The sequence below is a fragment of the Allorhizobium sp. NPDC080224 genome, from assembly GCF_050281005.1.
Lineage (GTDB): Bacteria > Pseudomonadota > Alphaproteobacteria > Rhizobiales > Rhizobiaceae > Allorhizobium.
Genome location: NZ_JBNNWJ010000006.1, coordinates 96,109 through 121,727 on the forward strand (window position 1 = coordinate 96,109; position 25,619 = coordinate 121,727).

Annotated in this window: 25 protein-coding genes; 15 read left to right on the forward strand and 10 right to left on the reverse strand. The window is 58.8% G+C overall.

All coding sequences use genetic code 11. The features are described from left to right. Window positions 1-41: 41 nt before the first annotated feature. The 5 genes from ACQKP1_RS23350 to ACQKP1_RS23370 all read left to right on the forward strand — a co-directional run bounded on the left by ACQKP1_RS23350 (window position 42) and on the right by ACQKP1_RS23370 (window position 5,088). Window positions 42-998 (forward strand): hypothetical protein, encoded by a 957-nt coding sequence (locus ACQKP1_RS23350; RefSeq protein WP_427277232.1) that lies wholly within the window; start codon window positions 42-44, stop codon window positions 996-998. 7 nt (window positions 999-1,005) lie between these two features. Beyond that, on the forward strand, window positions 1,006-1,890 hold the full coding sequence (locus ACQKP1_RS23355; protein ID WP_427277233.1) for a HesA/MoeB/ThiF family protein: 885 nt from the start codon (window positions 1,006-1,008) through the stop codon (window positions 1,888-1,890). Window positions 1,891-1,979: 89 nt separating this feature from the next. Beyond that, window positions 1,980-3,026 carry a hypothetical protein gene (locus tag ACQKP1_RS23360; protein ID WP_427277234.1) on the forward strand — a complete coding sequence of 349 codons (1,047 nt, stop codon included), beginning with the start codon at window positions 1,980-1,982 and terminating at the stop codon, window positions 3,024-3,026. Then, window positions 3,023-4,114 (forward strand): N-acetyltransferase family protein, encoded by a 1,092-nt coding sequence (locus ACQKP1_RS23365; protein ID WP_427277235.1) that lies wholly within the window; start codon window positions 3,023-3,025, stop codon window positions 4,112-4,114. Before ACQKP1_RS23360 ends, ACQKP1_RS23365 begins: the two co-directional genes overlap by 4 nt. Continuing rightward, entirely contained in the window at window positions 4,111-5,088 is a 978-nt protein-coding gene (locus ACQKP1_RS23370; protein WP_427277236.1) for a hypothetical protein, read from the forward strand. The genes ACQKP1_RS23365 and ACQKP1_RS23370 overlap by 4 nt, the downstream gene beginning before the upstream one ends. Here the strand turns inward: ACQKP1_RS23370 and ACQKP1_RS23375 are convergent. Next, window positions 5,085-6,713 (reverse strand): c-type cytochrome, encoded by a 1,629-nt coding sequence (locus ACQKP1_RS23375; RefSeq protein ID WP_427277237.1) that lies wholly within the window; start codon window positions 6,711-6,713, stop codon window positions 5,085-5,087. The genes ACQKP1_RS23370 and ACQKP1_RS23375 overlap by 4 nt on opposite strands. An 831-nt stretch (window positions 6,714-7,544) precedes the next feature. Here ACQKP1_RS23375 and ACQKP1_RS23380 point away from each other — a divergent pair. Continuing rightward, window positions 7,545-8,468 carry a hypothetical protein gene (locus ACQKP1_RS23380; protein WP_427277238.1) on the forward strand — a complete coding sequence of 308 codons (924 nt, stop codon included), beginning with the start codon at window positions 7,545-7,547 and terminating at the stop codon, window positions 8,466-8,468. Window positions 8,469-8,941: 473 nt separating this feature from the next. On the opposite strand, the gene ACQKP1_RS23385 is transcribed toward ACQKP1_RS23380, so the two are convergent. The 3 genes from ACQKP1_RS23385 to ACQKP1_RS23395 all read right to left on the reverse strand — a co-directional run bounded on the left by ACQKP1_RS23385 (window position 8,942) and on the right by ACQKP1_RS23395 (window position 11,871). Then, complete coding sequence (locus ACQKP1_RS23385) at window positions 8,942-9,700, reverse strand: ankyrin repeat domain-containing protein (RefSeq protein ID WP_427277239.1); 759 nt, start codon at window positions 9,698-9,700, stop codon at window positions 8,942-8,944. 189 nt (window positions 9,701-9,889) lie between these two features. Further along, window positions 9,890-11,470 (reverse strand): hypothetical protein, encoded by a 1,581-nt coding sequence (locus tag ACQKP1_RS23390; protein WP_427277240.1) that lies wholly within the window; start codon window positions 11,468-11,470, stop codon window positions 9,890-9,892. Window positions 11,471-11,502: 32 nt separating this feature from the next. Beyond that, the gene (locus tag ACQKP1_RS23395; protein ID WP_427277241.1) at window positions 11,503-11,871 is read right to left on the reverse strand and encodes a hypothetical protein; all 369 of its coding nucleotides are present in this window, start codon (window positions 11,869-11,871) and stop codon (window positions 11,503-11,505) included. A 128-nt stretch (window positions 11,872-11,999) separates the two neighbouring features. On the opposite strand from ACQKP1_RS23395, the gene ACQKP1_RS23400 reads away from it, so the two are divergent. After that, a complete protein-coding gene (locus ACQKP1_RS23400) occupies window positions 12,000-12,518 on the forward strand; it encodes a hypothetical protein (protein ID WP_427277242.1) in 519 nt (172 codons plus the stop codon). Between the two features lie 359 nt (window positions 12,519-12,877). Here the strand turns inward: ACQKP1_RS23400 and ACQKP1_RS23405 are convergent, their stop codons facing one another. From ACQKP1_RS23405 to ACQKP1_RS23415, 3 genes are all read right to left on the reverse strand, one after another. Further along, the gene (locus ACQKP1_RS23405) at window positions 12,878-13,462 is read right to left on the reverse strand and encodes a hypothetical protein (RefSeq protein WP_427277243.1); all 585 of its coding nucleotides are present in this window, start codon (window positions 13,460-13,462) and stop codon (window positions 12,878-12,880) included. A gap of 48 nt (window positions 13,463-13,510) precedes the next feature. Then, window positions 13,511-14,656: a hypothetical protein gene (locus ACQKP1_RS23410; protein WP_427277244.1), complete on the reverse strand. Its 1,146-nt coding sequence runs from the start codon at window positions 14,654-14,656 to the stop codon at window positions 13,511-13,513. A gap of 236 nt (window positions 14,657-14,892) precedes the next feature. Next, window positions 14,893-15,588: a hypothetical protein gene (locus ACQKP1_RS23415; protein WP_427277245.1), complete on the reverse strand. Its 696-nt coding sequence runs from the start codon at window positions 15,586-15,588 to the stop codon at window positions 14,893-14,895. Window positions 15,589-16,516: 928 nt separating this feature from the next. Here ACQKP1_RS23415 and ACQKP1_RS23420 point away from each other — a divergent pair. From ACQKP1_RS23420 to ACQKP1_RS23450, 7 genes are all read left to right on the forward strand, one after another. After that, window positions 16,517-17,068 (forward strand): RNA polymerase sigma factor, encoded by a 552-nt coding sequence (locus ACQKP1_RS23420; RefSeq protein ID WP_427277260.1) that lies wholly within the window; start codon window positions 16,517-16,519, stop codon window positions 17,066-17,068. Beyond that, window positions 17,065-17,820: a hypothetical protein gene (locus ACQKP1_RS23425; protein ID WP_427277246.1), complete on the forward strand. Its 756-nt coding sequence runs from the start codon at window positions 17,065-17,067 to the stop codon at window positions 17,818-17,820. Before ACQKP1_RS23420 ends, ACQKP1_RS23425 begins: the two co-directional genes overlap by 4 nt. A gap of 58 nt (window positions 17,821-17,878) precedes the next feature. After that, on the forward strand, window positions 17,879-18,376 hold the full coding sequence (locus tag ACQKP1_RS23430; protein ID WP_427277247.1) for a lysozyme inhibitor LprI family protein: 498 nt from the start codon (window positions 17,879-17,881) through the stop codon (window positions 18,374-18,376). Between the two features lie 252 nt (window positions 18,377-18,628). Beyond that, a complete protein-coding gene (locus ACQKP1_RS23435; protein ID WP_427277248.1) occupies window positions 18,629-19,621 on the forward strand; it encodes a hypothetical protein in 993 nt (330 codons plus the stop codon). Next, window positions 19,618-20,481 carry a hypothetical protein gene (locus ACQKP1_RS23440; RefSeq protein ID WP_427277249.1) on the forward strand — a complete coding sequence of 288 codons (864 nt, stop codon included), beginning with the start codon at window positions 19,618-19,620 and terminating at the stop codon, window positions 20,479-20,481. Before ACQKP1_RS23435 ends, ACQKP1_RS23440 begins: the two co-directional genes overlap by 4 nt. Window positions 20,482-20,617: 136 nt before the next feature. Further along, window positions 20,618-21,196 (forward strand): exopolysaccharide biosynthesis protein, encoded by a 579-nt coding sequence (locus ACQKP1_RS23445; protein ID WP_427277261.1) that lies wholly within the window; start codon window positions 20,618-20,620, stop codon window positions 21,194-21,196. A gap of 179 nt (window positions 21,197-21,375) precedes the next feature. Beyond that, a complete protein-coding gene (locus ACQKP1_RS23450; protein WP_427277250.1) occupies window positions 21,376-21,603 on the forward strand; it encodes a DUF2934 domain-containing protein in 228 nt (75 codons plus the stop codon). Window positions 21,604-21,957: 354 nt separating this feature from the next. Here ACQKP1_RS23450 and ACQKP1_RS23455 read toward each other — a convergent pair whose 3' ends face one another. From ACQKP1_RS23455 to ACQKP1_RS23465, 3 genes are all read right to left on the reverse strand, one after another. Next, window positions 21,958-22,473: a superoxide dismutase family protein gene (locus ACQKP1_RS23455; protein ID WP_427277251.1), complete on the reverse strand. Its 516-nt coding sequence runs from the start codon at window positions 22,471-22,473 to the stop codon at window positions 21,958-21,960. 148 nt (window positions 22,474-22,621) lie between these two features. Next, window positions 22,622-22,981, reverse strand: a complete 360-nt coding sequence (locus tag ACQKP1_RS23460) for a hypothetical protein (protein ID WP_427277252.1) — start codon at window positions 22,979-22,981, stop codon at window positions 22,622-22,624. 353 nt (window positions 22,982-23,334) lie between these two features. Continuing rightward, complete coding sequence (locus ACQKP1_RS23465) at window positions 23,335-24,507, reverse strand: diguanylate cyclase (RefSeq protein ID WP_427277253.1); 1,173 nt, start codon at window positions 24,505-24,507, stop codon at window positions 23,335-23,337. 432 nt (window positions 24,508-24,939) lie between these two features. Between ACQKP1_RS23465 and ACQKP1_RS23470 the strand changes: the two genes are divergently transcribed. After that, window positions 24,940-25,326 carry a hypothetical protein gene (locus tag ACQKP1_RS23470; protein WP_427277254.1) on the forward strand — a complete coding sequence of 129 codons (387 nt, stop codon included), beginning with the start codon at window positions 24,940-24,942 and terminating at the stop codon, window positions 25,324-25,326. The last annotated feature ends 293 nt before the right edge of the window (window positions 25,327-25,619 follow it).

Here is a 25,619-nt window from a genome sequence, read left to right on the forward strand (position 1 = left end):
GCTAGTGTGCTTGGATCGGCTTGAGGCCAGTGGAGGGGAATTTGCTTCGGCTTCTTGGCGCGCTTGCCGGTAAAACTCTGTCGATTTCGTTTCAGCCTTCGTCCGAATACAAAGTCTTGATCATCGAACGGCCGGGCGTGAGTTTATCTCCGGCTTCCCTCGGCAAGCTCAAGCAGGACTGCGAAACGGTGGCTCGCAGTTGCCTCGCCGGGCAGGTGCCTGACTACGGGCTCTTCGCAGACGATGGCGCAGCCTTTGATCGCAGCGTCATCACGCTCATCACGCGCATATCCGATGATCGGCCTGTCGCCTTCAATGCCATGCCGCAGCTCGACGTGATCCGCGGCGGGAGAGCTGAAGCCGTGCTGCATCTCGGCCTGGTCATGGTCGACCCTGAGGAACGCAGCAGCGGACTGTCATGGATCCTCTACGGTCTTACATGCTTTGCACTCTTCCTGCGGCAGGGTTTGCGCCCGCTCTGGGTGAGCAGTGTCACGCAGGTGCCGGCTGTTGTCGGAATGGTTTCGGAAACCTTCAGCGACGTCTTTCCAGCGCAGGGCTCGACGCCGCAATCCTTCTCCCATCGGCATCTGGCCCATCAGATCATGCAGCGCCACCGCCAGGCGTTCGGCGTCGGTATGGACGCGGGCTATGATGCCGACCGGCAGGTCATCACTGATGCATATACCGGTGGCTCCGACAGTCTGAAGAAGACCTTCGCCATTGCCGCCAAGCACCGCCGCGACGTCTACAACACCTTTTGCGAACGCGAGCTCGACTATGGCCGCGGCGATGATGTGCTGCAGATCGGCAGAATCGATTTTGCCGCAGGCCAGCGCTTCCTTGCCCGCAGCGTTCCGCGCAGCGCCCTGCCGCAATTGGCCGTACAGGCGGCGACGGTCCTTGTCGGTGCAGTGCTTGCGCCGCTCATCCAGTGGATTGACCCCACACGGCCCTATGAACGCCTGCGACCCCTTGAAAAAACGACCCTGAAATGATCCTGAAATGACCCCTGCATCGACCCCCTTTACCTATGCCGAGATGACCACCCGCAATCGCGGTTTCGTCGACGAGGCCGAGCAGGCGCGGCTGCGCGAGGCTTGTGTCTTTATCCCCGGCGTCGGCGGAATGGGAGGAGCTGCCTTCATGGCACTGGTGCGGGCCGGCGTGGGGCGCTTCATCATTGCCGATCTCGACGTCTTCGAGGTCTCCAACCTCAACCGGCAGCTCTTTGCCCGCGCCGATACCATCGGAGCGCAAAAGGCTGAAGCGGCAGCGCGACTGGCGCTAGAGATCAATCCTGATCTTGAGATCGAGGTCCTGGGCCGCGAATGGACCGATCGGCTGCCGGACATACTCCCCCGCGCCGATGTCGCGATCAACGGCACCGACGATATCGCAGCGGGCACCGAATATTACCGTCAGTGCCGAGCACACGGCCTGACTCTGATTGATGCCTATGCCTCGCCGCTGCCCTCCGTGACCGTGGTACGGCCCAACGATCCGCGGCTCGAGGAACGTCTTGGCTATCCCACGCTTGGCGTGGCTTGGCAGGCAATCACCCCCGAGATGGCCTTGGCATGTCTGATGTTGGAAATCGAGTATGTGCTCGTGCATTCGTCGAGCCACAAATATGTCGATCTCGACATCGCGGCGGAGGTCGCCGCGGGTAGACGCTCGCGCTTCAGCTTTGCGACCATGGTGACCATGGCTGGCACGCTGATGGCGGAGGAGGCACTCCGGCAGATCCTGGCAAGGCGCGGCGGCACGGATTGCCGAGGCTATTTCTTCAACCCCCACGCCCAACGGGTCGAGCGTCCCTTGGCAGCGCCCCTGGCCTATGCAAAGCGGATCCTGGTGCGCGGCCTCATGGCAAAGCTTCTCGCATGACGGCGATTGGCGGGTTTTTGACAGTGATTGGCCTTGTCGCTGCCCTGATGGCGCGCGCAGGGGTGGCGGCGGCTGCACGAAAAGGTGGAGTGGCGACGCATCTGGCGCGCCTGCTCAACCTCATCGTGCTCCTGCTTGCGCTGCGTCTGGCCGGGCTCTGGCAGCCGACGCCGATGCTGGTGATCGCGAAGATGGTGGTGGCGGCGTGGCTGCCCTTGGTCACCTTGCGGCTTGCCGAAGAACTGGTGCGCCGCCATGCGCCACGCATGGTCAAGCTGCTGGCGCTCGGAGGTGCAGTAATATTTTCCATCTTGGCGGTGGTCTTCGGGCGGGTATGGACCGGCCCCGCAGTGATCGCACTTGCACTGTTTCAGGCAGTGGTCGTCATGGCGATCCTCGTGCACCTCTATCAGCAGCGCGGCTCAGTGTCACTTTCGGAGCGGCGCGCGGTCGACATGCTAGCGCTTGCCTTTGCGCTTGCTCTGCCATTGCTTGCGACCGATTTCGCCTGGGCCTTCCCCAATCTGCCGTTCCGCGGAGGACCGTTTGCAGCACTGGTCTTTGTTCTTGCCTGCTCTCTCCTTGCCGGTGTGACGAGCCGTCCGCTGAGACTGCTCAGCGACGTTCTGAAGCTGGCAGGTGCGGGCGCGTTGGTTGGGCTCGCCATGCATCTTGCCGGCGGCCCCGAGACGGTCGTCTCGCAGCTTGCTGCAACGGCCGGTGCTTCAGCAGCACTCGTTTTGCTGGCTGAACGTTTCGCAGGCAGCCCATCACGCGGCGAGGGGCTTTTGAGCGCCATCGCTCGCGCAGCACCCGACCAGGCCGCAACACTTAGCTCCCACCCCCTGCTTGCCAATGCTGTGATGGTCACGGCAGACGCCCTTTCCGACCTGCCCGAGGATCTCCTCATCGGACTTGCCGCTCGGCCCGTCTGGACCACCACGCGCGATCCGGAAAACGACACCTTGAGCGGTGCTGCACGCGAACTGCTCGCCCGCTATGGCGCAAGCCACCTCTTGCGCCTCCCTCAAACGCCCACCCCGCGCTTTCTTGCGATCTCCGGCGGCGCACTGGACGAAGACCGGCTGACGCGTGAGCTTACCATTGTTGCTCGCCTGCTGGAGCGTGCCCCATGAACCTCAGTTTACGCGAAGGCGATGCCGAAGCCTTCTTTGACGCGCCGTTTCATGCCTATCCGCCGGAAATCGGTTATGTCTCGCCGATGCGGGGGGACATTCTTCAGATGCTTGATCCCTTGAAGAACCCCTTGTGGCAGGCGGGCAATCCCTTCCGCTTCTGGACGGTCCACCGAGCCGATAAGCCTGTCGGACGGATCATCGCCCACCTGCATCGCCAATCGAATGAGCGTTTCGGGTGGAGACGAGCCCAATTCGGCTTTTTCGACTGTGCCAATGATCGCGAGGCAGGCCGCATGTTGCTGGATGCCGCCGAAAACTTTGCCCGCGAACAGGGCATGGCGGAACTGGTCGGCAACTTCAACCTCACCGCCATGCAACAATGTGGGGTGGTGACCGGCGGCTTCGACGAGACCGCCTATACCGACATGATGGTCGGTCCGCCGTGGGTGCCAGGACTGCTCACGGCAAACGGATTTGTCCCGTTTTTCCCCATGACGACGTTCGAGATCGATCTTGCTCGCGCCGTGCCCGCGGCAACCACCCTTGATCGTGGTCGCTACAGCTTTGCTCCAATCCAGAAGTCGAGCTTTCCGGAGCGCATGGAGGAAGCGCGGCTGCTTCTCAATGACGGGTTCAATGACAATCCGATGTTCGTGCCACTGACGCAGGCGGAGTTTCAGTTCCAGGCGGGCGAACTCAGCACGATCCTTGATCCGCGCCTGTCTTCGGTGTTGAAAAGGGACAGCCAGCCGGTCGGCGTGGTCATTGCGATACCCGACCTCAATGGCTTCCTGAAAGCCACTCGCTCCCGGATCGGCTTCGCAACGCTCTGGCACTATCTGCGATATCGGATCCGGCGCCGGCGGGCGGTGATCATCTTCTATTCGGTCGCAAGGGCAGCCCAGGGACAAGGGATCATGACTGCGATGCTTGCCGAGACACTTCAAAGGGCGCGCTTGGCTGGCTATCAAACCGTCGGCGTGACCTGGATCGCCGACGACAACCCGGGCAGCCTGAGACAGGTCGAAAAGATGAGGGGCCGGCGTTTGCAAAGGCTGCATCTGTTTCGCAAGGATATCGCATGAACGGTGATGGGCTCCGCTCCCTGGTCCAAGCGGCAATCGCCGCGCCCAGCGTCCATAACGTCCAGCCCGCGCGGTGGCGGATAGACGGTGAGGCACTGGTTTTGCTTGAGGACACCACGCGGGGGCTGACGGTCGGCGATCCCCGAGGCAATGATGCGGCAATCAGCCTTGGTGCGGCCGCAGAGGGTGCAGCTATTGCAGCCTCGGGCGCCGGCCTTTCAACGCGGATCGAGCGGCTCGGCGGTGCGGAGGCGGGTGGCTTGAAGGCGATCGCGCGGCTGACCTTCTCGCCGGGGAGAGAGCCTGATCCGCTGCTGGAATGGCTGGAGAGGCGGGCCTCCTTTCGGGGCGACTTTCTTGCGCCATCCCCGAAGGACCGCGTCGCGGCACAAATCCTTGATTGGGACGATCGGGTGGTTGTCTCTGACCCCAACGCTATCGCTGCCATAGCTGCCCTTTATGACCAGGCGAGCTACGCGATCATGCGTGATCAAGCCTTTCGCCAGGAGCTCTACCACTGGATGCGTCTGAGCCCGCGTCATCCAGACTGGGGGCGCGACGGGCTCAATGCGGCGGCGATGCAGCTTTCAAGGCTCGAGGCGATCGCTGCTGGTGCTGTCCTGGGCCCGCTCTTTCGACCACTCGATCGGATCGGCTTTGCGCCCGCCTTGCTGGCCGAGGCTAAGGGCTTTGAAAATGCCACGGCCGTCATCCTGTTTCACCGCGCCGCAGGCGAAGACCCGTTTGACAGCGGACGGGCCTTTCACAGGCTGTGGCTGGAGGTCGAGGCGGCGGGTCTGGGTGGCAATGTCCTTGCAGCCCTTGCTGACCACCCCGACACGGCTCGGGCCATCAGTGCCGGCCACGGGATCGGCTCGGACCGCCGGCTGGTAAGCGCGCTTCGCGTCGGGCGCCGCTCTGGCGCATCTTTCCCCCGCGCACGGCTGCCTCTTGGAGAGGTATTGCGCGACTAGAGCAGTTTCAGGAAGGCGATCAGCGCCTCCCGCTCTTCTTCGTCAAGCTCGCTGCCAAAGATGTGGCCGCCATTTCCCAGGCCCGGCTGTGTTGTATCGACCCATTGCGGTTCCGAAAAGGGTGTGTAGCCCGCGGGATAGTCGCCCTCTGCAGTCAATCGCAGCCCCATGTTCTCCCAATCGAGCGCGTGTCCACCGACCATGAAGCGTGTCGGGCGCAAGCGCGGATCGAGCAGCGCGGCAAGACTGGGGACCGAGCCATTATGGAGATAGGGCGCCGAGGCCCAGACGCCGGCAAGGGGAGGGGCCGCATAGCCTTGTCCCGTCTTTACCGTGATGGTTTTCCCGTAACTCGACTTGCGGATGGCATCGGCAAGGTCTTTGTCGAAAGCTTGTGCGCGCAGCGGATCGGTGCCCACATCGCCGATCCAGTCGGGGTAGGATTGGAGCTTCGGTGTCCCTGTTTTCCATTCGAAGCTGCCGTGGCATGAAGCACAGTCGCGCGCATAAAGGGCGGCACCACGCTCGGCCGCCGCCTGGTCGACCGGGCCTGGGAAGGTTTGCGGGCGATAGTCGGCAAGCCAGGAAAAGATCGCCTCGGCTTCCGGAATGTGTCGCCGCGCATCCTCAGGCTTGACCCCCATGCTCGGTACGGTGAAAAAGCTGGTAATTGCTGCAAGTTCTTGGCGATCGGCCTTGCCTGACGGTGTGGCATAGACGCCGTCGGCCAACAGGCGGTTGCGGCGGTCTCGCAAGGCAAGATCAGGGATCGAGACGATCCCACGATCGCCCGCCCCTTCAGCCAGGAGCGGCGTGCCTGTCTGCAGCTTGAGGGCTGCGACACCGTTGGTCGCTCCGGGTAGACCGTTTGTGAACGGCAGAGCGCGTGATGTGCCCGAAAGCGCTTCCATCCGGCTTCGCGCAAGAGGCATCACGATCCAGCGGAGCGAGGCGCGCTCCTGCCAGCTCATTTGTGGAAACAGAATATCGACGGTTGAAAGCAGAGCGGGATCGCTCAGATGCCGGCGAAGTGCGGTGAAGATTGCCTGAGTGTAGCTTTCGAGATCGAGCGACGTATTGGGCATGCCAAGCACGGCGCGGTCTGGATCGGGGCTCCCGTCCGGCAGGTAAGCAACGCCTGCATGGCATGCCGCACAGCCCAGATTGGTGACCTCGACCCGCGCTCCGCCAACGGGGGCAATAAAGCCGTGGGTCATTCCGAGCGGCTTTCCTGCAGGCGGCTCCTTTGTGAGGGGCAGGCGTATTTCAGTCGGCACGCCCTCGATACTGAGGGGATAAAGAAAGCCGAAGCGCTGCATCACCTGCTTGAGCGTGGAAAGATCGGTCTTGGCCATGGGATCGCGCGCACGTTCCTCCATCACCAGGGCTGCCGCGATGAGCTTGAAGGGCACGGCATTGGTTTCAAGCGAGGTCAGCGAGATCCCGCCGAACCCTGCGCCCGCAAAGGCGGCCACGCCTTTTGTGGCAAGCGGGTCAGTCGTCGCCGTTTGCGGCATGGCGAGTGACTCGGCCTCCGGCGCTGCGGCGAAAAACAAATAGCCGGCCGCGCCAAGGACAGTAGCGAGCCCGGCAAGCAAGAAGAATTTGACCGGTCTAGAGCTCATAGTGGATCGTGTCCCGGCAAATCTTGCCTCTTATCCCAGCCGCAATGGTTGGCAGCCCCGCGACATCTGAGCCCACTATGCAACGGGCTTACCGCTGTTTCCAAGGCCCGAACGGCACAAGGCCGGGTGCGTTATGGAAGCATCTTGTATGAAAAAACCGACAATGTGGCTGCCAGGTCCTGAGAAAGATCTAAAATCAAGCGAGAGGGTCTGACCGGAAACCGAGTCGAGTGCGGCGACGTGTAGTTCGCCATTCTCCAGATGACGATCTCGGGGCCGCCCTTCAATCCGCTGCACGCCTCCCGGCCTGCGCATTCTATCACCTTCGACGGATTATTGGCACGCGCAACGCCCCGCCAGCCGACCCAGGCATAGAAGCGGTCGTGCGGGAAACGAGGCTCGCCGTGACGACATCCGCCGAAGTCTCCCTCGCCGCCTGCGACGCCAACGGTGTAAGCACCGTGATTGCCTTTTTCGCAATGCAAACTCTCAGCCGCCAGGGTCCTTGGTTTCCTCAAAGATTATCGTCTTCCACCCAAGATTGTCTGGTGACCGGCCGTCTGATTTCATACTGGTGAGAGGAACCCAATGATGAAATGCTTGTCCCTCTCGGGCTGTTTTCTGCAACTCGGCTGGCCTTCCCCACCTTGCCAGGCCTTCCCACCTTGCCAGGCCAAGCCAGGCCAGGCCGAGCCAAGAGCACAGTTTCCGGCCAGTTGAATTGGCACAGGATGATTTTCGCATTTTGTACGATCCCTCGCAGTCCAATAGCAACGGCGTCCACAGCTGTCTGACCAAATTTCGGAAACGATCCATGAGAGAGCAGGTACGATGACCGATCCGACGCATTCAACCCTGCAAAACGGGCTCGACCGCAGCGCGATCGACGCCATGCTTCGCGCGGCGGAACCCCGTCGCCTGCAGGCTTTGTCCTCCACCCTCAACTTGATATCTGCCGCCTTTCTCACCTTGGTGGCGCGCGCACCAATCGAGAATGTCCCTCTATGGTCGGTTGCAGCGGCAATCGCAGCCATGGCGTTGTGGCGGCTGTCGCAGCATTTGTGGCGCGATCTTGCCATTGCCGCCATAGCCCCTGTCATTGGTGAGGCATGGGGGCAAAACTCTTTTGCAAGCGGATGGGGCGCAGTTGACCTCGAGAGACGGCTTGCGGAGCTGTTTAGCCTTCACGGTGCCCGCTACACGGCCTGGCAAAGTCATGGGCGTTACCGCGATGTAGCCTATAGGCTGAGCGAGGCCACGATCTGGCAGAGGAGGCGCAACAACGCACCGCGCGAGGTCATCCACCTCATGGAGGTTGAAATCACGGTACCAGTATCGTTTGTCGGCAGCTTGAGATTGCGGTCGCGGTCTGGCTTTGCACGCAAGATAGACGATCTGCTGCGGCGGGTGAGCGGCGAGACGGAGCAGCGACTGGAGATCGATCCGGCATTCGATGCCGTTTTTGATACGATGTCAGATCGATGCGATTCTGTTGAGACACTGCTGACCCCTGCGTTTCGCCGAACAATGCTGGACTTGGCGGTGCACTATCCGCGCATATATTTGGAAGCACGTTTCGAGCACGGCTGGTTCACTTTGCGCCTGCCCATCCCACGTCTGGTTTTCGCCTCGGCAAGCCTCATCAAGCCGATGACAGACCTGGCAAACGAGGCGGACGCCCTATGGTGGGAACTGACCGTGCCACATCGTCTGATTGACGCCCTGAGGGGGGACCTGGACGGTCCGCCACGTTAGCTTCACTCACGGCCCTGCGCTTGCTTTGCAGAACAGCCCTTCGACTTCGGCTCGGTCGCTCCAAATTGCGCCCGTCGGATCGAGAAGCATCCCAGGACTGGACTTATGTGATTTGTAACTGCACGTATGGCGATAGAGACCGGATCGACATGACCGAGCGTACGCGCTGGCGCATCCTGCACGACGAGGTAACCGGCGCCGTGCGGCATCCGAATGAGGTCTTGATCATTGACCCTACGATCGAGTTCAGGGATATGGCGTCCTCTTGCGCTTCAAACCTCCGGTCTGATGACAGGGCCAAGGATTGCCGCATCTGCGAAGGCCGTATCGGTAATCCCTGCGATTTCTCCGTTCTGCGCAGGTTTAGCTTGATCCCTGGTCCCTAGCCTCGGGGCTCTCCGAAGTGTAGTCTGGGGCGCGGCTTGGACCCCGCGGGCGGGGAGATCTTGAGGCCGGCGACTGATATAGGTCGCTTACTCTGACTTTGCATACCGCCTCGCCGCCGGATGGAGGGGAATTCCGCGTGACTGCAAGAAACCGATGATGCGATTGCGATCGGAAAGAGCCGCGGCATTAAGCACGTCCGGGGCAGTCGAGAAAATGTAGGATTGAAACGTGCTGCCGCTCGTGTCGGTCGCCAGAGGGTCTGCGCCGCGCTGCAGAAAATCCCACACATGATAAAAGTCGTTGATCCTGGCCGCAAGCTGCAGCGGTGTCACGCCTTCCCGGTCTTTGAACTCGAGCGAAGCGCCATGATCGAGGAGAAGGCGGACATTGTTATCTCTACGCGCCATCAAGGCCGCAAAGAGTGGACTGCGTTTCATTCGGCTCTCTGCAAGGTCAACCTTTCCTCCAGCTTCAATCAGACGCTCCAGATAGTAGGTGCTTTGGTCCTGAGCGGCTGTATGCATGGCGTTTCCGCCGTGCCAACCCGGCGCGTTGGGGTCTGCCCCCAAACGCAGGAGATCACGAAACACGAGTTTTCCGCCGCGCTTCATTTCCCATTCGATCAAGGTCATGCCATCCTTGCCGCGGGAGTTTGGATCTGCGCCAGCTGCGACTTCCCGGGACATCTGTTTGGTGTCCCCCTCCAGCATGGCGTTGGCAAGGGCCAGGGTGGGCGCGTCGGTGAAGAATTCTCGCGGGTCAGCGTCACTGCCGCCGACAAACAGGGAGCCCAGAACCATGGCTGCGACAAACATAACACCAACCCCTGCGATCCACTTCAGCATTTCATTTAACTCCTGTGAGCCGGAGGGTGATCGAGACTAGTCCATCGGCACGAGCTTTCTGTGACCAGACGCCAATCGAGGAGGGAGCTACCAAGCTCTCGGATTGCGCTCGCGGGAACGAGGGAAAAGGCCAATGCGATGAACTGGGATACAGTTCGTTGTACGTTGCATCTCTTTTGCTCTGCATCGCTAGGGCGATCCGCCATTGTCCAGCTCTGCATCGAGCCAATAAGCCGTGCCGCCGATGATGAGGGTATCCGGATGTGTCTGGTCGGCAGTCTCCGGCACGGCAAGGAACCGCCGTTCGATCTGGTCTCCGTTTTCAAGGATCAATGCGAAATCCTCGATACGATACTGTGCCTGCGTGTCGGCGTCTCTCTGCCCACTGCTGATGATGTAGCTGGTACCCACATTGCCAGCGACAAAGCCGCTGCGGCTATAGGTAACAGTACCCTCGGCCGAGAAGGCGAAGCGCCGATCTTGGCGAACTCCGCCCATGCCGACCTGAAGATAATAGTAGGCGGCGTCGATCGGTCGAGGGTCAAAGGCCATGAGGCGCTGCGGATTCTCGATCGTCACGGTTTGTCCTCTGCGCTCCGGGTCCGTGGGCGTGAGAACGACTTGAGCGTCACGCTCACTCCAGGTGAACCAGCGCTCAGGTTCGCGCTGTATTGACAACTCCACATTGAGATCCGTCATGGGGAAGCTCCATTGATGCCGGTAGGCGCGACCGTCTTTAAGCAGAACGTAGATGTCCTCACGCCGGTCGATATAGCCGTTTCCAAACCCATCAAGGCGGTTGTCGAAGCTTGAATCGTACAGCACACGGTCGATCTCACGTACCTTGATGCCCGCATTTGGCCCGGCATAGGCCTCGTCGAATTCCAGTGGGCGCAGCATAAGGCCGGCCGTATCATTGCCTTCGACAAACGGGCGGCCGACCTCCGACACGGTGAACAGGCTGCAACGGTTCAGTCGCACGATCCGGTCTTCCGGGCCATCTGTCACGCTGACCGGCATCCCGACCAAGACCATTTCCTGACCAAGCGATGTGGCCATACGGTCTTCGTGCCGGTCCTCGACGAAAGATCTGCACACGGCCTTGAAGGTCGACTGCAATCCGCCGCGCCATTCGCGCATTTCGTCCTTCTTGATTACCCGGCCGAAAAGCACTTGTAGCCCGTCACCCTTGAGCCAAGTTTCTGCATGGGTTTCGCGAGCGGCTCGCAAGCCGCGCAATTCTTTTGCCCCGGCCTTGCTGCCGATCTCTGTCATTCGCGTTTCGAGGCGCGCGGAGAGAGCGGCTATACGCAGAATATGTATGTTGTCCAGATTTTTTGCCGCAGGCGCAGTCTCGGGGACGGCCGGCACCTCGATCTGCAATCGCCGGGTCAGAGACAATAGTTGTCGGACACTGGATTTGACGTCGAACTGGTCCTTTTCCAGGAGCGTTGAAAAGTTTCCGCATTGCTCAGGCAGTTTATCGAGATCAGCTGAGATCGTTTCAGCAAGCTGTGTGCCGTGCGCCTCTATCTGAGGGGCAAGCTCTTCAATTCGGCTCTTCAAACCGGACAGAAGCCGCAGATAGTCGGTGAAATCGTTTCTGTATCGCCAGTCGGCCAAGAGGTCGCGACGTGCGGATGCACCCTCGGGATCACGAACATCGCATTGCGCCTGATAATGCGCTGCTGCTTCGAAAGCGCCGACCGCTTTGCCGATATGAACCTGCAGATCCTCGACGTCGTCGGCAAATGCCGCGCCGGACAGCAATGTCAGGAGGATCGTTGCAATGACCGAGGCCCTCATGTGCAAGCACCCAGGATTCGGTCCACGCGCAGAACAGGTGGTTCGGTCCTGGTTGCTGCTGTTATGATCGCCCCTTCGATCTTCAGACACTCCAAAGCTTCCCAGGCGGTGAGGATCCGCTCTTTGTCTGCTGGGGTCGCAACGAGGTCAGGGATGCGTTCACCACTCCAAAGAGGCCGCAGTCGATCCGCCAACGGATCGGTAAGATCTATCACCCCGCGCCATGGGCATGGCAGCTGATAGCAGAACACACCGGTGCCCCCTATGCCAAGGCGGGTGCTCTTCTCTTTCACGCCCTCAGCCACTGCGAGATTGACTGTGACTAGGACGAAGACAAAAGCAGTCGGAAGTCCGAGGATCGTCATGTCGAGGCTCCTTCTAACCTCCATGTGACGGATTCAAACCTAAAGACCTTGGTCCTATTCGCACCCCTGCTACCAAGCTTTGACGTAAGCCCCGCGTCTCATCTGCAGGTTAGGAAGGAGAACAGCCCATGTTTGAACGCTTCAAGAGACTTCTGGGCGGGGACCGGAATCCCAGCGCAGACAGCGTAGAACCGAAGAAAAACGCCGTGAGGTCGGTGGCAGGTGACATCGTCGAACTCCAGAAAAACGCCGTGAAATCGGTGGCAGGTGATATCGTCGATCTTCAGGATGGCGACTGGGACGATCGGGAGTGGGTTTATATCGCTGTCAACCACGAAGTCTCACCGGAAGAAGGAGGGCGTTCCAGCACGCAGGCTAGAGTTTTGGCCAAAAAGCCAGGTGGCGAGTTGGAGAACCTCGGTTTTCGCCTCAGCCAATCGACCAAGCAAAGGTTGCTCGTCCTGCGTGATGCCATGGCGCCGGGGGCAGTGGACCCTTGGACGGTGCTGGATCTGACAATCGAGCGCAGCGGGCACTACGACTTCAACTTCAGCTACACGCCACCGCCACGGCTGAATGGGGACCTGCTGCATGCACCACTCTCAAACCTGCTGGAGCGCTACCTGACCAAGAGGGCTGATCGTTGATTGCCATCAAGGTTAGGGGCAGTGTCAGCGAAATCAATGTCGAACTCGGGCACCAAGGGGCACGCAAAGCATAGGATGCGCGATTTCGAGGCGCGATGCGTCGGCATCTCAGAGTCTTGATATCAGTCCCTGCGAGCGGATGTGTGTCTGTGCTTCGGATCTTTGACGACGCCATCGACCGTGTGCAGCGTTATCGGATGCCCCCGGAGCAACCCCGCTTTACTGGTCGTCACTGAAGTCTACAATGAGGTCTTGCAAGGGTCCGGCACTCCGTGGCGCGTTTTGGAGAACATTCTATAAGGCCAGGTGATGAGCCGGTGTCTTTGCCTGGGAAGATAATCCCAACCGCGGTATTCCGTTCACGGCGCGATGCTGACAAGCGGAGTTGAATAGGTCGCGAATTCCTTGAGGATCTGGCTGCGCATCGTGCCAAGCCCTCCGAGAAATGCACGGGCACCTTCCTCGCCATAGCCTCGGCGACTGACGGCAATCAAAGCAACGCCGTCGCCCTTGGGCAGCGGTACATAGCGATAAGCGTTCCACTCGACGACGATCGGGTCGGCCTTGAGGTCGCTGACAACGAAGTCCAGCATGACCTCTCCGCGAGCCTTGTTTTCTATGACTTCGTAGTTGACGACAGGGTCATCTGGCTTGCGCCCTTCGATCGACTTGATCTGCGCAGCCGCCGCCTGCATCGGGGTCAAGTTGCCGGTCATCGCCTCGACGAGAATCATGTCAGTAAAGGTTTCCACCTTTTGCTCTGCCGGTATGTAGGCCTGTTTGACATAGTCTTCGGAGGCCTTCGATGTCCAGACGAGGTTATAGTCCTGGCCCATGAAGGACACGGGACCTGGAACACCAAGCATGTCGGATTGGGACCAAACGGGCGTGGTCGCCATGGCAGCGATGGTACTCGCAACAGCAAGGAGATACAGGCGGGTCATGGGTGAGCCTCATGGTTTGGTATGCGCGACAACGCTTGGGGGAAAGGGTTATTCTTGTGCCGTTCCGATCTGAAGTACGTCGAACTGGCGGCGCATGATCTTGGCGAAGACGGCTTTGGCATGCGGATTGGTGGCATGCGTTGGATCACTTTCCGCAGCGACAGTTATGGCTGCAGCGCACAGGCCACCAGCACCTTCAAAGGTTGAGGTTTTGACCGTGGCTGGGCCACTCTCGGCCATAGTATCCGTCCAGCGTTGTTCAACAATCTGGGCGGCGGTTTCTGCCATGCTGCAATCGGGATAGGCGAGAGCCATGGCCAACTCGGGCTGATCCTTCTGCAGGTCAGCAATGATCCCGCCGAAATAGGGTGGCACGCCTCTGCCAGCCTGTTCGAGAGCCGCTGCCATTTGGCTGCGTAATTCGTCCATATCGACGCTACCCGAAAGCGTGATAGAGCTCGGATCGGCATTCTGCAGGCCAAAAGTCGGCGAAATCAGTATGGCTTGAACTACGCCTCCGGTGTCGCTGACCGCATCGAGAGAGCCAAGCAAGGCGGCCACGACCGGATGGTCACGGACTGTTTCATCACTCTCAAGGAAACCGGCTACAGCGTCGGGAGTGCTCGATTGCACAAGCGCATCGCCTGACTGGCTTACGAATGTTGCCCGCCCCATTTCATCGCGCCAGGGATTGCCGATCTCGCGTGCCTGGATATTGACCTTCATCGGTTCGCCGTTTCCGATCACGCCATCGGCGCCGGCAGGCTCGAATTCGCCCTCTGACAAACTGCTGAGCAGACTTGTTGCGGTCGCCTCGCTGTCCAGTCCCCAAACGCTGACCATCTGGGGCGGCACGCCCATGCCTGCGAAATAGCGGACCTGAGCAAGATCGATGCCGGAATTCTGCTTCCAGGTTTCCACCCCGCCCATCATCAGTGGTTTGAGCGCCTCAATCATAGCAAAGTCCACACGCGTCCGCGCAAAGCCTTGCTCCTCCACAGCTTCGCCACCCAGTTTCTGAACAAGTGTCATATCAACGAAGTAAGCCTGCATTGGCTCTGTGCTCGTGAGCACGGATTGCGGAAACTTGCTCAAGGCATCACCCAGCGTGCCAGTGCCAGTGCCAGTGCCTGCGGCGAGGGCAGCTGGGCTGGCAGTAAGCAGAAGTGCCGTAGCGAGATAAATGGAGCGCATTGGACATCCTTTTAAACAAATCAGTCAGAGGTATGACGGTCGCGAGGCGGTCAAGTTTGGTCCGCGCGCACTCTTTCTCGATTTGATCCGAGTGTGCGGCTGCAGCAAGGTTTGACAAAAGTCCCCCGGCCTTGCTCCCGTTTGCTATTTCTCGGGGGCCAACCGCCATCGGCCGGGCTGATGAACGCCGGGCCAAATGGCGGGTCTCTGCGTGACGGTACAGGCTTGAAGTATCCTTATCCGACCTGATCAAGATATTCGGCCTCCAGCCTATCGAAGAGATCCATCTGACGGTTGAGTTCATCCACGGTCTTTCCCATCAGCCGGTTTGACGTGGCGATTGAACACTCAGGCGGTGCATTCTCAGTCGCTATCGACGTCGCACGTTCGATTTCTGCCCGTTCAGTTGGATTGAGGTACTCCGGCAAGCGCTCGGCGCGCGCGAGGTCGGCTCGATAGCGTCCGCCATGGCAAAGATCGGCATAGAGGCGATGTTGCTTTGCCCGACTGACTATTTTGCCCTTCTCCCATGTCAAGGTTCGGCGATAAAAGTCCGGACTTTTGTTCGAAAGGTAGATGTAGTCGTTTTCTGCGAGTTCCGAATATTGAAGTTCGGGCAGATGACGATCCGGCATGAGCCAATCCAACGGCTCTATTCGGATGAGATCGATGGAATTGGCAACCTGCACGAGGCACAGCAGACCTGCCACGGCGGCCATTCCCTTGGCCGCGGCATCTTTCGGGGCTGAGGGGCGCAAGACCCCGAAGACGATGGAAAGCCCGATCAAGGCCATGATCAGCCCTCCGAAGTTGAATCTGTTATCCGAAACGACTTCACCGTTAACGGTAACCGTACTTGTTGTCCCCACCAGGACGAAGAAGGGAAGGATCGCGAGGACAAGGGCAATGAGGGGTTTGGAAAAACGAGACATCGAACACTTTCATTTGGCTTGAAATGAGACTTGGTCAGGGGGCAGCGCGCTTTACGCCCGCAGGTTTCCGAGAGGTTGTTCGGTGATGAGACGACCAATTGGCGCCCGAGATTGGGTGCAGTCGGAAAAAAATGCGTCAAACCGGAGAGTTTTCATTCATTGGAGCAGGTAGAGGCCGCCCCAAGCAAGCGAAAGAGACCTTTCGTCAATCTTAATGTGCGGCCGCCCCGACCGAGTTGGCCGGCGAAGCGATGGATCGAGATGAGAAGATCCTTAAGCACGGTCCTTCCGGACGCGCGCGCGAGCGGACAGTCAGGCCTTGCAGGAAGATGATCGATTTTGGTGTTGCCTCGCGGCGCCACCGATCCGCGGACTTGGTGTCTGTACTATCAGGCCCTGCGATCTGGGCATGGGTGTTGGTCTCAAGGCATTGTCCATTGCCGTCATGGTCCCAGATCGAATATCCGCGGGATATTTCCGTGAAGGCACCAAGATGTGCTTACCCAAACGCGTCCAATCTGCATTGAACAACAATTGCGATCCCGGCTGGTTCGCAACCGGGGATCAGCCACTCCTATACAAGGATGTTTGCGGCTTGTACGACCTTTTCGCGCCGATGAAACGAGGCGTTTCCAGTCGGCTCCTACCTCCTGGCACCCCCTCGGCACTTCCGCACGCCTTCTCGCATGGCGGGCATGTAATTCCTCGCAGATCACAGATCAGGTCGGTCAGAACTTCATCCCACACGGCTGGGCGGGGCCGCGGGGAAACTCATGAACGCGCGCAACATGATGATGCTGTCACGCCCTGTTTTCCGCTTCGTAAAGCATGGCGCTTGCCGACTGCTCGCATGAGAAATTTATTGCAGCTGGAACTGTTTTGCAACTTTGGCGTTATTGTTGGGGGTAAGTCGGGAGTATTTAACAAAGTGCGATTTGTTGACCTAGACGTTTCCGAACCGGCCGATGCCACCGACAATTTGATTGCGCAGGTCAAGGCGGGTGACACCAGAGCTTTTGAACGGCTGATTTCGGAGCATTATCGCTTCATCTACAAGACGGCATTTCGTTGGTTGGGTCACAAGAGCGATGCTGAAGACGTAACGCAGTCCGTCTGCATGCGATTGGCCGACGCGATTGCAAGCTTCGATGGACGCTCAAAATTCACCAGCTGGCTCTATCGTGTAACGCTCAACGCCGTGCGCGACCTCCAGCGCAAGAACAGGAGGCAGATCGAGCAGATTGAGGCCGTATCGTCCATGGTCAGCGAAGACCTCGCCCCGGATCAGGAAGACCAGTTGCGTGTCAACGATATCTGGCGCGTTGTGCGCCAATTGCCTGAAAAGCAGCGCGATGCCGTCCTCCTGGTCTTTGGGGAGCAACTTTCGCAAGCAGAAGCCGCTGAGATCATGGGGTGCAAGGAAGTGACCGTTTCCTGGCATATTCACAATGCGCGCAAGTCGCTGAAGGGCCGGCTATGAGCCAGGATCGCGATCCCTTCGAACTCCTGCAGTATTTCGTCGATCCGGAACCGGATCCCGTCGTGATGCAAGCCACAATATCCCAAAGCCGGGAAAAGTTTGCCAACCGTCGCCCTTATCAGCGGCGCAAAACGAGTTCACCTTCGGTCTGGATCAGGCGATCGGCGATTTGGTTGCTGCCCGCAAGCTTTGCCATGGTTGCCGGCCTGTTGATGATCTCCACCTATACGATGATGCCCAGACTTGGGACGGAGACAAGTCCTGATGTAGCCGACGCTCCTCCTCGTCCAGAGCCTCGATCCACCGAATTGTCGCGAGGCCCTGACATTCCAGCCGATCAAGCGCCTGCCGGAACAAGCAGACGACTGGGAGCGCAATCCTTGCCGAGTGGTGGGCAGACGCCAATCGACGCCGGGCCTCAGACTGTCACCCGCTTTGAGGGAGACGGGGTAGTTGTTGGTACCCGTCTCGACGCCACTGGTCTCGAAATCTTCCTGCCGGACCTCTCAGGCGAACAAGCGATCGACGTTCAGGGTTTGATGCCAGGCGAGCAGTTCGAGATACTTCAGGCTTTCGCCATGTTTGAGACAGACTTGGTCGCCATCCATTTCGGCGTAGGTGAAGCTCGGTTCTGGCGCATTTATCATCCGGTGGATGGAAAGTATGCACGGGATCCTGATCGCTCCAAACTTGTCTCTGATGCGCAGGACAGGACGGATGTGGAGCGACGGCTGGGCGAATTCGGCCGTTGAAGCGATCCCCTGGTGAGCAATCCTTCTTGTGATCTGCGATCGTCGCCGAATGCTTCAAATGGTGACCAAGAACGACGTGATTGCAGTCGTCTTTCCAATGAGTCTGGAAAAATGCGAGGACCACATGCACGATCATGGTTTCATTGCCCACATGACGTCCCGTCATGGCCCGATGCTCTTCCTGGTTTCTTTGTCGCTGATGGCCTATGCACCAGACGCCAGAAGCGCAGACGGCTCCGAATATGAGGCTTGTATGGAAAGCAGCGGGGGTGTGACGGCTGACATGCTGGCCTGCACCCTGACCGCCAACGATGAAGTGGAAGCGGAGATTGAGCTTGCCGTAAAGCAGGTCATTTCTGACCTTGATGAGGAGAAGCAGACGGCACTGGACGCGGCACAAGCGGATTGGACACGGTTTCGCAAATCCACCTGTGAGTATGAGGCAGCTCTGGCCGGTGACGGCAGCTTTACCTCGGTTGCCCTCGCCGACTGCTGGCTTCGTCTCTCGCAAGAACGGTTGACGTGGCTGCGCGCAAACGATGCGAAAGACCAATAGGGCAGGTGTGGTAATGCGGACCCTACATACGTGCGCTCGGCAACTCTAGACGCCAGTGGCAGCGATGGCTCAAAGGCTGCGACTGATGTTCCTCTTCCCGAATATCAGGGTCCCGAGCGCTTATCAGCGGGACAGTTTCGACTGCGCGTTTCTCAAGCTTCAATCATCGCTGCCCCAATCTGTCCCAAGGTCCGAGCCTTGACAGCCGTCCCATGGTGGAAACACATCCCGGCGACGAGCACGGAGCAGACAATGAAACGGCGAATGATGGTCCTCTTGACCAGTCTGGTAGCCTTGGCAGGACTTGCAGCCTTGACCTATTTGGGTAGCCGGGAATGCAGATTCCTGGACACGGTCTTCGGGTCGAGCGGCTGTACGGCCAGTCTTAAAGTCTCCGGTGTTTCGACGCTCGGCAGCACGTTGGCGCGTGATCGCGACGGTCATCTCGTCGTGCTCGGCAACAGATATGAGGATATGCAGGGATCCAGGAATTATCAGATCACGACGCAAGTCGTGCGGATTGACTGGGCTAAAGGCCGCGAGGTGGAGCGGGTGTCCTTTAACGCGTTCGGCCGGATCGATCAGATGCAGCTTTCTCCCGACGGCAACACGATCGCAGTGACCTGCAACACCATTTATGTCTGCGATCTTCTCTCGTCCTCTGAGCGACGCGGCGCCGAAGAACCCTCACAGCTCGCCTTGCTAAACCGTGACGGCTCCATCGTCTGGCATGCCAGTGTCCCAACAGACCGCGCCAGACCAAATTCGGAAGGTCGGGCTTTCGATCTTGCTTTCGCCGAGGATGGGCAGGCGGTACTCGCCGGCAATCTGGCCTTCGCCGTTGGCGATGGTGCCCCCTTGGGTGGCACTCGACCGCCTACTGCTCCCGTGAATGCCACCATCAGTGCAACAGACCGGATTGAACTCGCCGGCGCCCCTCGGATGCTCGATCTTCCGGACGGCTACATTCCGTTCGCCCGGCTGCAGTCGGCCCTTTCGCCGGATGGTGCTCGCCTCGCCACTCTGTCGCGTCGCTTTGCCGGAGAGGGCCTGCCCCGCGCGATCCTTCAGGTTTGGAATGTCGAGACAGGCGAAGTCTCGGTTCGGCACGAGATCGATACCGATCTGTCGCCGGCGCTCGCCTGGCAAAGTGATGGCGAAGCTGTCTTTGTGGCAACGGCTGCGGGCGCCGTGCCCAGAGCTGGGACGGAACTGCGAAGCTACAGCGTGGAGGCATCGCGATGAGGAGATTTCTGATCCCAGCTTTCGTCGGCCTCGTTATATTGGCTGGACTTGGCGGGACACTCTGGTGGTCGATTGGCACGTGCCGGCCGCTTGATCGCCTGTTGGGTTTGTCCGGCTGCACCCATCGCTTGGAATTGGTCGATTTCGTGCCCCTGACCCATACGACTATGGCACCGACTGAGCTCGATGGAATGGCAAGTCTGTTCGGACAGGTGAGGACAGCCGATGGCTATCAACCAGGTCTGATCCGGCTAAATGTTCTGACAGGACGGGAGGAAGGGCGCTATCCCCTGCCTATCCGAAACGGCTTTACCAGCGTGGTTCTTTCCGCCGATGGCAAGCGCGCTGCCATCGGCTGTTCGACAAGCTCGAATTGCCTTGAAAGTGATGGCTCCCATGCCGTGATCGACATTACGAGTGGCAGGCTAATCGAAACGCTCGACCTGGGCCGCGATGTCTATCCGAGGACCTTTCCCGGCGAAGCCGCGCCGGATGCCAGGTTCAACTATCATTCGCAGTTTATCGACAACGGGCAAAAGGTGGTGACCGCGGATGGCGAGCGGCGCCTTGTGCTGAAGGATCTGGCTGGAACTGAGATTGCCGTGCTTGAGAGCACTTACACGCCCATGGACAACTGGCTGACCGTCTCACCGAGCTCGCGCTATGTCGCCATGCTTAAACGCTCCGACAGATCGAGCCCAAGGGTCGGCATCTGGGACGGTCGAGACGGCAGCTTGGTCGCTTCCTTCCAGATCCCCGACGATAGCCGGACCGGTGTCGCCTGGGCAAATGACGAGGCCGCGGTGTTTGTGGTGGTGACGAGAGGTCGGCAGCGGTTTCTCCAGCGCTTTGCCTTCTAACCCTTCTACCTTGGCCTGTGTCCGTTATTCGGCGTCGGACTCGAGCCGACACAGCGCTTAATGCAGCCGGTCGATGCCTGTGACGGAAGAATGATCCTTTGCGGAATGTCCCAAGAAACGGAGGACGCTCATGGCTATGCGAGCTCTCACAGAGCTTCTCGATCATCTGGAGCATTCAGTATCCGGAGATGATGTGGCAATCGGCGATCTCGTTGATGAAATAGGTCCACAGTCGTTTGCCGCCTTGATGCTGATCTTTGCCTTGATTTCCACGTCACCGGCCAGTGCCATTCCAGGCGTCACGTCTCTGGTCGCTCTCATCGAATTCCTGCTTGTCGTTCAGATGATTGCAGGACGGCATTCGTTGTGGTTGCCGGATGTCGTCTTGAGCCGTCGCCTCTCGAGACAAAAGCTTTGCCGGGGCATTGCTTGGCTAAGAACGCCAGCCCGATACATGGAACGGTTTTTGAAGCCAAGGTTGAAACCGATGACCAAGCGTCCCGGCATTTACCTGCCGCTCTTCCTGATCCTCCTTCTAACGCCGTTCATGCCCTTCATGGAGGTTATACCTGCCTCCGGCTCCATCGCTTCTGCTGTGATCGCCTGCACTGCCATTGGCCTTCTGACGCGAGACGGTGTGCTGATCACGCTGTCGATGCCTTTCCTGGCTTTTGTACCCTTGCTTGTCTGGTACTTTGGTTTCAGTGGCCTGTAGTTCACGTCGGACGCCTCCCAGCTGACATCGTCACGGATCCGGTGGCCGCGCGCAGTCGCTCATCCTCGGTCGAGAATGACAATCACCAGACCGCTGCTAATAGGCCCGTGATCTAGTCGTTTGTGGGGAACGAAACGAAGAATGACTGGTTTTTTCAGGAATGACACGGAGGAGTGACAATGGATAGCGAGCAGGGACAACGCGAACGTGCTTACAAAATCTGGGAAGAAGAGGGGCGCCCGTCGGGCAAGCACGAAGAGCACTGGGCGCAGGCAAGTCAGGGCTCGAATATGCCCACACGGCAAGCCGAAGAGGTAACGGAGGCGAACGAAGCTGCCAATGCGCGATTTAAAGGCAAGAAACCGCAAATGGCCCCTGAGCCGCTGGCAAACTCGAACCCCGACTGAATGAGATGCACGTTGTGAACCGATCGATAAAGGGGGCTTTGACGGCTGCGGCCGGCACGGAGATCCGGGGCAGTGCCATCTCCAAGCTTCGCCCACCAAAAGATAGGCGGCGACGCGCCCAGCCGGAAGCTCTAGACCATTATCCTTGGACTTCAGGATCGGCTTCAGTAGGCATGCCAGCTGCCTTGCAACGTTTCACATTGCTGTTCCTGCCGGGCTGTGACGCCGATTATGATCGAGTGCATCCGTTTGTCTTGAGCTGCACAAGACACGGGCCCAGGAGCCTTGCAATCCTCTTCTCATATCGGCTGCGCCCCAAGTCTCAGCAGGTCCGCGCAGCCGCCGCGTTATCGGCTATTCGATGACAGCGCAGGCCAGTCGGTCGCCGGCGTCTCCTGAGGGTTGGCTTTCGTAGTCATCACCTTTGGCATGTACCATCAGGGCGCGACCCTTGATACCCTGATCACCGTCGTCCAGCGTCACCATGTGATTATAGACCTCTGCCCGCAATGCCCCGTCTGCACCGACATACTGGTTTGGCATATCGCCTGCATGCGGTCCGTTGGCTGCGTCGTAGCCGTGCTCCTTCGAGCCTGGGTTGAAATGGCCACCTGCAGACTCATGATTTGTGGCATGGTCGCAACTCCCCGTTTCATGCACATGGAACGCGACCCACTCACCGGCAGGAAGGCCTGTAACTTCCAGCTTGATCAGGACGCCGCCCGCTGCCATGCCGGTCAATTCGGCAGTGCCGTTGCCCTGACCCTCAGCATTGACGAAATTTGCGGTCGCGGTTGCTGCATCCTGCGCGAACGTGGTGCCGCTCAGTGCGAGGATGGCAACTGCGGTCGTGGCGATTGGACGTAACATGACTTGTTCCTCCTGTTTTTGGGAATTCATTCCTTCAGTGCTTCACGAAGGTCGTCGACATCTTGAGCGTGACGATGGTCGCCTTGTTTTCAAAGCTCGAACGAACATAACTGGCGACTGCGCGATTTGTTCATCAGTCAGTTTGCAGTCAAAGGCTGGCATGGACAAAGGCGAGGGGGCGGCTCCTGGTCGGGACGGATCGGGTGCCTTCCAAGATGACCCGGATGGTCGTTGTGGGGTCGGCTTGATTGACCTTGCCGGAGCCGGCAGGTGGCGCAAAGAAACGAGGGACGCCGCTGCCGTCAGAGGGCGTGACAGGCCTGCAATCGTCAAAGCAGATCGCCTTGCCTGCAGCCATAACCGTCTCGCTCGGCCCGTTCTGGCTGTCGAAGCTTTCGTTTTCTTGGTCCTTCAGATGGACTGCGATGGTACGAAGATCGCCTTCTGACATGTGTTGGGTCGACTGCGCGATCACCTCCGCCATGGTTGAAAAGGCGGCTGTATGCATGTTTCTACCGGTTTGAAGGGATTCCAATGCCAACCAGCTGGAACTCGCCTTGTTGAAGCTCAGTGTGAATGCGCGGGATGCAGTGGCGGATGGCGGGAAAATTCGCAGCGGATTGCGGGAGGCTGAAGTCTCCTGCGTAATCGGCTCTCTCGCTTATGACGGCGGCTGAATTGGCGAGAGCGGTCCATTCACGTCTACTGGGGATGCCAATTGTGCTTGCGTCGGGCTACGCTGATCTTCGGCCTGTGGTGGAAATGGACGCAATTTGGCTCGCCAAGCCTTACATGCAAGACCACCTCGCGGTGACGATTGGGAAGCTCTTCAGCCAGTGAAACGGCCAGATGGCCAGAGCCCTACCGGCCAGCGAATGCCGATTTGGGCTCGTCCCCATCGGCAAGCTCAACCCTGTTTCGACCCCGGGACTTGGCTCGGTAGAGTGCCTGATCCGCTTGCCGACAGGCCTCGGCCAAACCCTGCATGTTCGACACTTCGGCTACGCCGAAACTTGCCGTCACTGTGATGCCGGTGGGCAAGGCGGGCAAAGACACGGTCCCAAATTGTAGACGCTGGGCAAGGTGAACCGCCCTGTCGGTTGTCATCCTGGGAAGGAAAATGGCAAACTCCTCACCACCCAGGCGACCGATTGCGCCGTCTGCGGGGGAGTTCAAGCGCAGATGCGCACTGAAGGCCTCGATGACCTTGTCACCGGCATCATGGCCAAATCCATCATTGATGCGCTTGAAATGGTCGAGATCACACAGGATGATTGCATGGGCAGCTTTCCGATCCTGCTCCAGCAAGACGCCGACGCGTCGGTGAAATCCACGCCTGTTCAAAAGACCGGAGAGCAGATCGATCTCGGATTCCGTTTTGTGCACATGCATGATCTCCAAAACGAGCTTAGCGAGGAGGGTGAGGCCGACCGCAACCATGAGTACCGCGGTCAGGCTCTGGGAAATCAGAGCGTAGCTCGTTCGGATATAGTCGCTTGCCTGTGCGCCGGAACCGAAGGTGACGGCAAGCCCGGCCTTTGCGAAGAAATGAAGACCGGTTATAGCCAGCAGGAGGCCGAGAAAGCGGTCGATCCTGGTCTGGCGATGCGCCTTGATCACGATCACGGCGGCCACGAGGACAACGACGGCGAACGGTGTCTGATACAGGAATGCCTGCCACGGGGTGCCGCGGGGCAGATCATAGATGAGATAAGCATTCACAAGAGCGCCAGTGATAAAAATGGCGCTGATGCGAAGGTCGATCCGCCGACTGTACATGTCGGCAATGCCAAGGCTCAGCATGACCATGCCAAAGAGTACTGTCGCAAAGGCTCCCAGAGCCCAGATCTTTGACGGTCCCACATAGGCGACCAGCAGCTCACAGATGGCCGAAAGTGACGCGACGGCAAAGCCGTAGCCGAGCCATGTCGCGGCCTTACGCGACTGACTGCGTCTGGCAACAACCAAAAAGACCGCAGCAAAGGACATGGCAACCACGAAGTTTACGACCAGGAAAAATGTCGCTCCATTCATTCTTGCGACCCTCGGTTTCTTTTGTGACTATCTCGCCTGCTGCCCTTAGTGCGCAAGTGTGAAGGATCTCCTCTGATTTCTGGGAAGATCTCCTCATCAGAAAAGGAAGGCTAGCAAGGTAAGCCGAATGTAGCCGCCAGCCAGAATGGCGTTGTGTCCCGAGGCGGGATTCTGCTGACGAGACTTGAGTGTCGGCTAGGAACGCGCCGGCTTACATAGCCGTGGCTCTTGGTTTCGCGGCGTTACAAGTCTCATGACCTTGACCGAAGGCTGCCAAGCTACACTCCGGTAAATGCGCGCAACAGTCGCTGGCAAACCTGAAAGCGCAGCGCAAACCAAGCAATTAGCTTTGCTTTCGGGAGCCGACCGATATCTGTTTGGACCTTGAAGCCGTCTGATTCTCAAGAATCCATCTGAACGATCTGCCGTACCATGGTCAGCAATAGCCTGAGAGATTTCTGTATGCCTTATTACCTGGTCACCCACACTTCGCTCTTGGAAGGGGAAAATGAGGTGGAAGCAGCGCAGATCGTCTTTGCGAGACTCAAGGCAGAAAACCAGGCACAATTCGTAGTGAAGGTCGATGAGACGACCGCCCACAAGCTGACAGTCACCGCCGATATCGCATCGAGCGAAATGCCTCCGGATTGTGCGGCACATTCTCAGGATCCGGAAGACGCCATCTATCACGGCCATGGGGAGCATCGCCAAGGCTCGCCCGCCATAAGCCGGCAGTCTTCGACCCGATGCCTGTTCGTTGGATCGGGTCTTTTCACGGTTGGGATCTTCATCGGATTGTTTATCGATCTGGTGAGCTGAAAGCGCAGTTGCAGATCTTAAGCGGAAAATAACATGGAGATTGCTGATGACTTAGGGCTGATTTAGGTCAGCGTGGCTTCCATGACTTGGTCACAATCAATAACCGCTCCTCCGCTTCCATTGTGTCAAAACGATTATTCGATGAAATTTCTTCGACACGAGACCATCGTCGGACAAATGCGCAGATCGTGTCCCACTGCGTTCTCTAATCGCGGTTGTCAAGCTGGTCGGAGCGGGCATCGCAGGTCAGGCTCATGGTTCTCTTCGAGGTCGGCACTTTGACCGCCTCATCA

Coding starts and splice junctions, on each gene's coding strand:
- ACQKP1_RS23450 (WP_427277250.1), top strand. CDS start 21,376: ATGGATAGCGAGCAGGGACAACGCGAACGTGCTTACAAAATCTGGGAA.
- ACQKP1_RS23430 (WP_427277247.1), top strand. CDS start 17,879: ATGGTGACCAAGAACGACGTGATTGCAGTCGTCTTTCCAATGAGTCTG.
- ACQKP1_RS23365 (WP_427277235.1), top strand. CDS start 3,023: ATGAACCTCAGTTTACGCGAAGGCGATGCCGAAGCCTTCTTTGACGCG.
- ACQKP1_RS23405 (WP_427277243.1), bottom strand. CDS start 13,462: ATGACCCGCCTGTATCTCCTTGCTGTTGCGAGTACCATCGCTGCCATG.
- ACQKP1_RS23400 (WP_427277242.1), top strand. CDS start 12,000: ATGTTTGAACGCTTCAAGAGACTTCTGGGCGGGGACCGGAATCCCAGC.
- ACQKP1_RS23435 (WP_427277248.1), top strand. CDS start 18,629: ATGAAACGGCGAATGATGGTCCTCTTGACCAGTCTGGTAGCCTTGGCA.
- ACQKP1_RS23370 (WP_427277236.1), top strand. CDS start 4,111: ATGAACGGTGATGGGCTCCGCTCCCTGGTCCAAGCGGCAATCGCCGCG.
- ACQKP1_RS23425 (WP_427277246.1), top strand. CDS start 17,065: ATGAGCCAGGATCGCGATCCCTTCGAACTCCTGCAGTATTTCGTCGAT.
- ACQKP1_RS23385 (WP_427277239.1), bottom strand. CDS start 9,700: ATGCTGAAGTGGATCGCAGGGGTTGGTGTTATGTTTGTCGCAGCCATG.
- ACQKP1_RS23460 (WP_427277252.1), bottom strand. CDS start 22,981: ATGCATACAGCCGCCTTTTCAACCATGGCGGAGGTGATCGCGCAGTCG.
- ACQKP1_RS23440 (WP_427277249.1), top strand. CDS start 19,618: ATGAGGAGATTTCTGATCCCAGCTTTCGTCGGCCTCGTTATATTGGCT.
- ACQKP1_RS23410 (WP_427277244.1), bottom strand. CDS start 14,656: ATGCGCTCCATTTATCTCGCTACGGCACTTCTGCTTACTGCCAGCCCA.
- ACQKP1_RS23465 (WP_427277253.1), bottom strand. CDS start 24,507: ATGAATGGAGCGACATTTTTCCTGGTCGTAAACTTCGTGGTTGCCATG.
- ACQKP1_RS23375 (WP_427277237.1), bottom strand. CDS start 6,713: ATGAGCTCTAGACCGGTCAAATTCTTCTTGCTTGCCGGGCTCGCTACT.
- ACQKP1_RS23380 (WP_427277238.1), top strand. CDS start 7,545: ATGACCGATCCGACGCATTCAACCCTGCAAAACGGGCTCGACCGCAGC.
- ACQKP1_RS23395 (WP_427277241.1), bottom strand. CDS start 11,871: ATGACGATCCTCGGACTTCCGACTGCTTTTGTCTTCGTCCTAGTCACA.
- ACQKP1_RS23415 (WP_427277245.1), bottom strand. CDS start 15,588: ATGTCTCGTTTTTCCAAACCCCTCATTGCCCTTGTCCTCGCGATCCTT.
- ACQKP1_RS23445 (WP_427277261.1), top strand. CDS start 20,618: ATGCGAGCTCTCACAGAGCTTCTCGATCATCTGGAGCATTCAGTATCC.
- ACQKP1_RS23455 (WP_427277251.1), bottom strand. CDS start 22,473: ATGTTACGTCCAATCGCCACGACCGCAGTTGCCATCCTCGCACTGAGC.
- ACQKP1_RS23355 (WP_427277233.1), top strand. CDS start 1,006: ATGACCCCTGCATCGACCCCCTTTACCTATGCCGAGATGACCACCCGC.
- ACQKP1_RS23470 (WP_427277254.1), top strand. CDS start 24,940: ATGGTCAGCAATAGCCTGAGAGATTTCTGTATGCCTTATTACCTGGTC.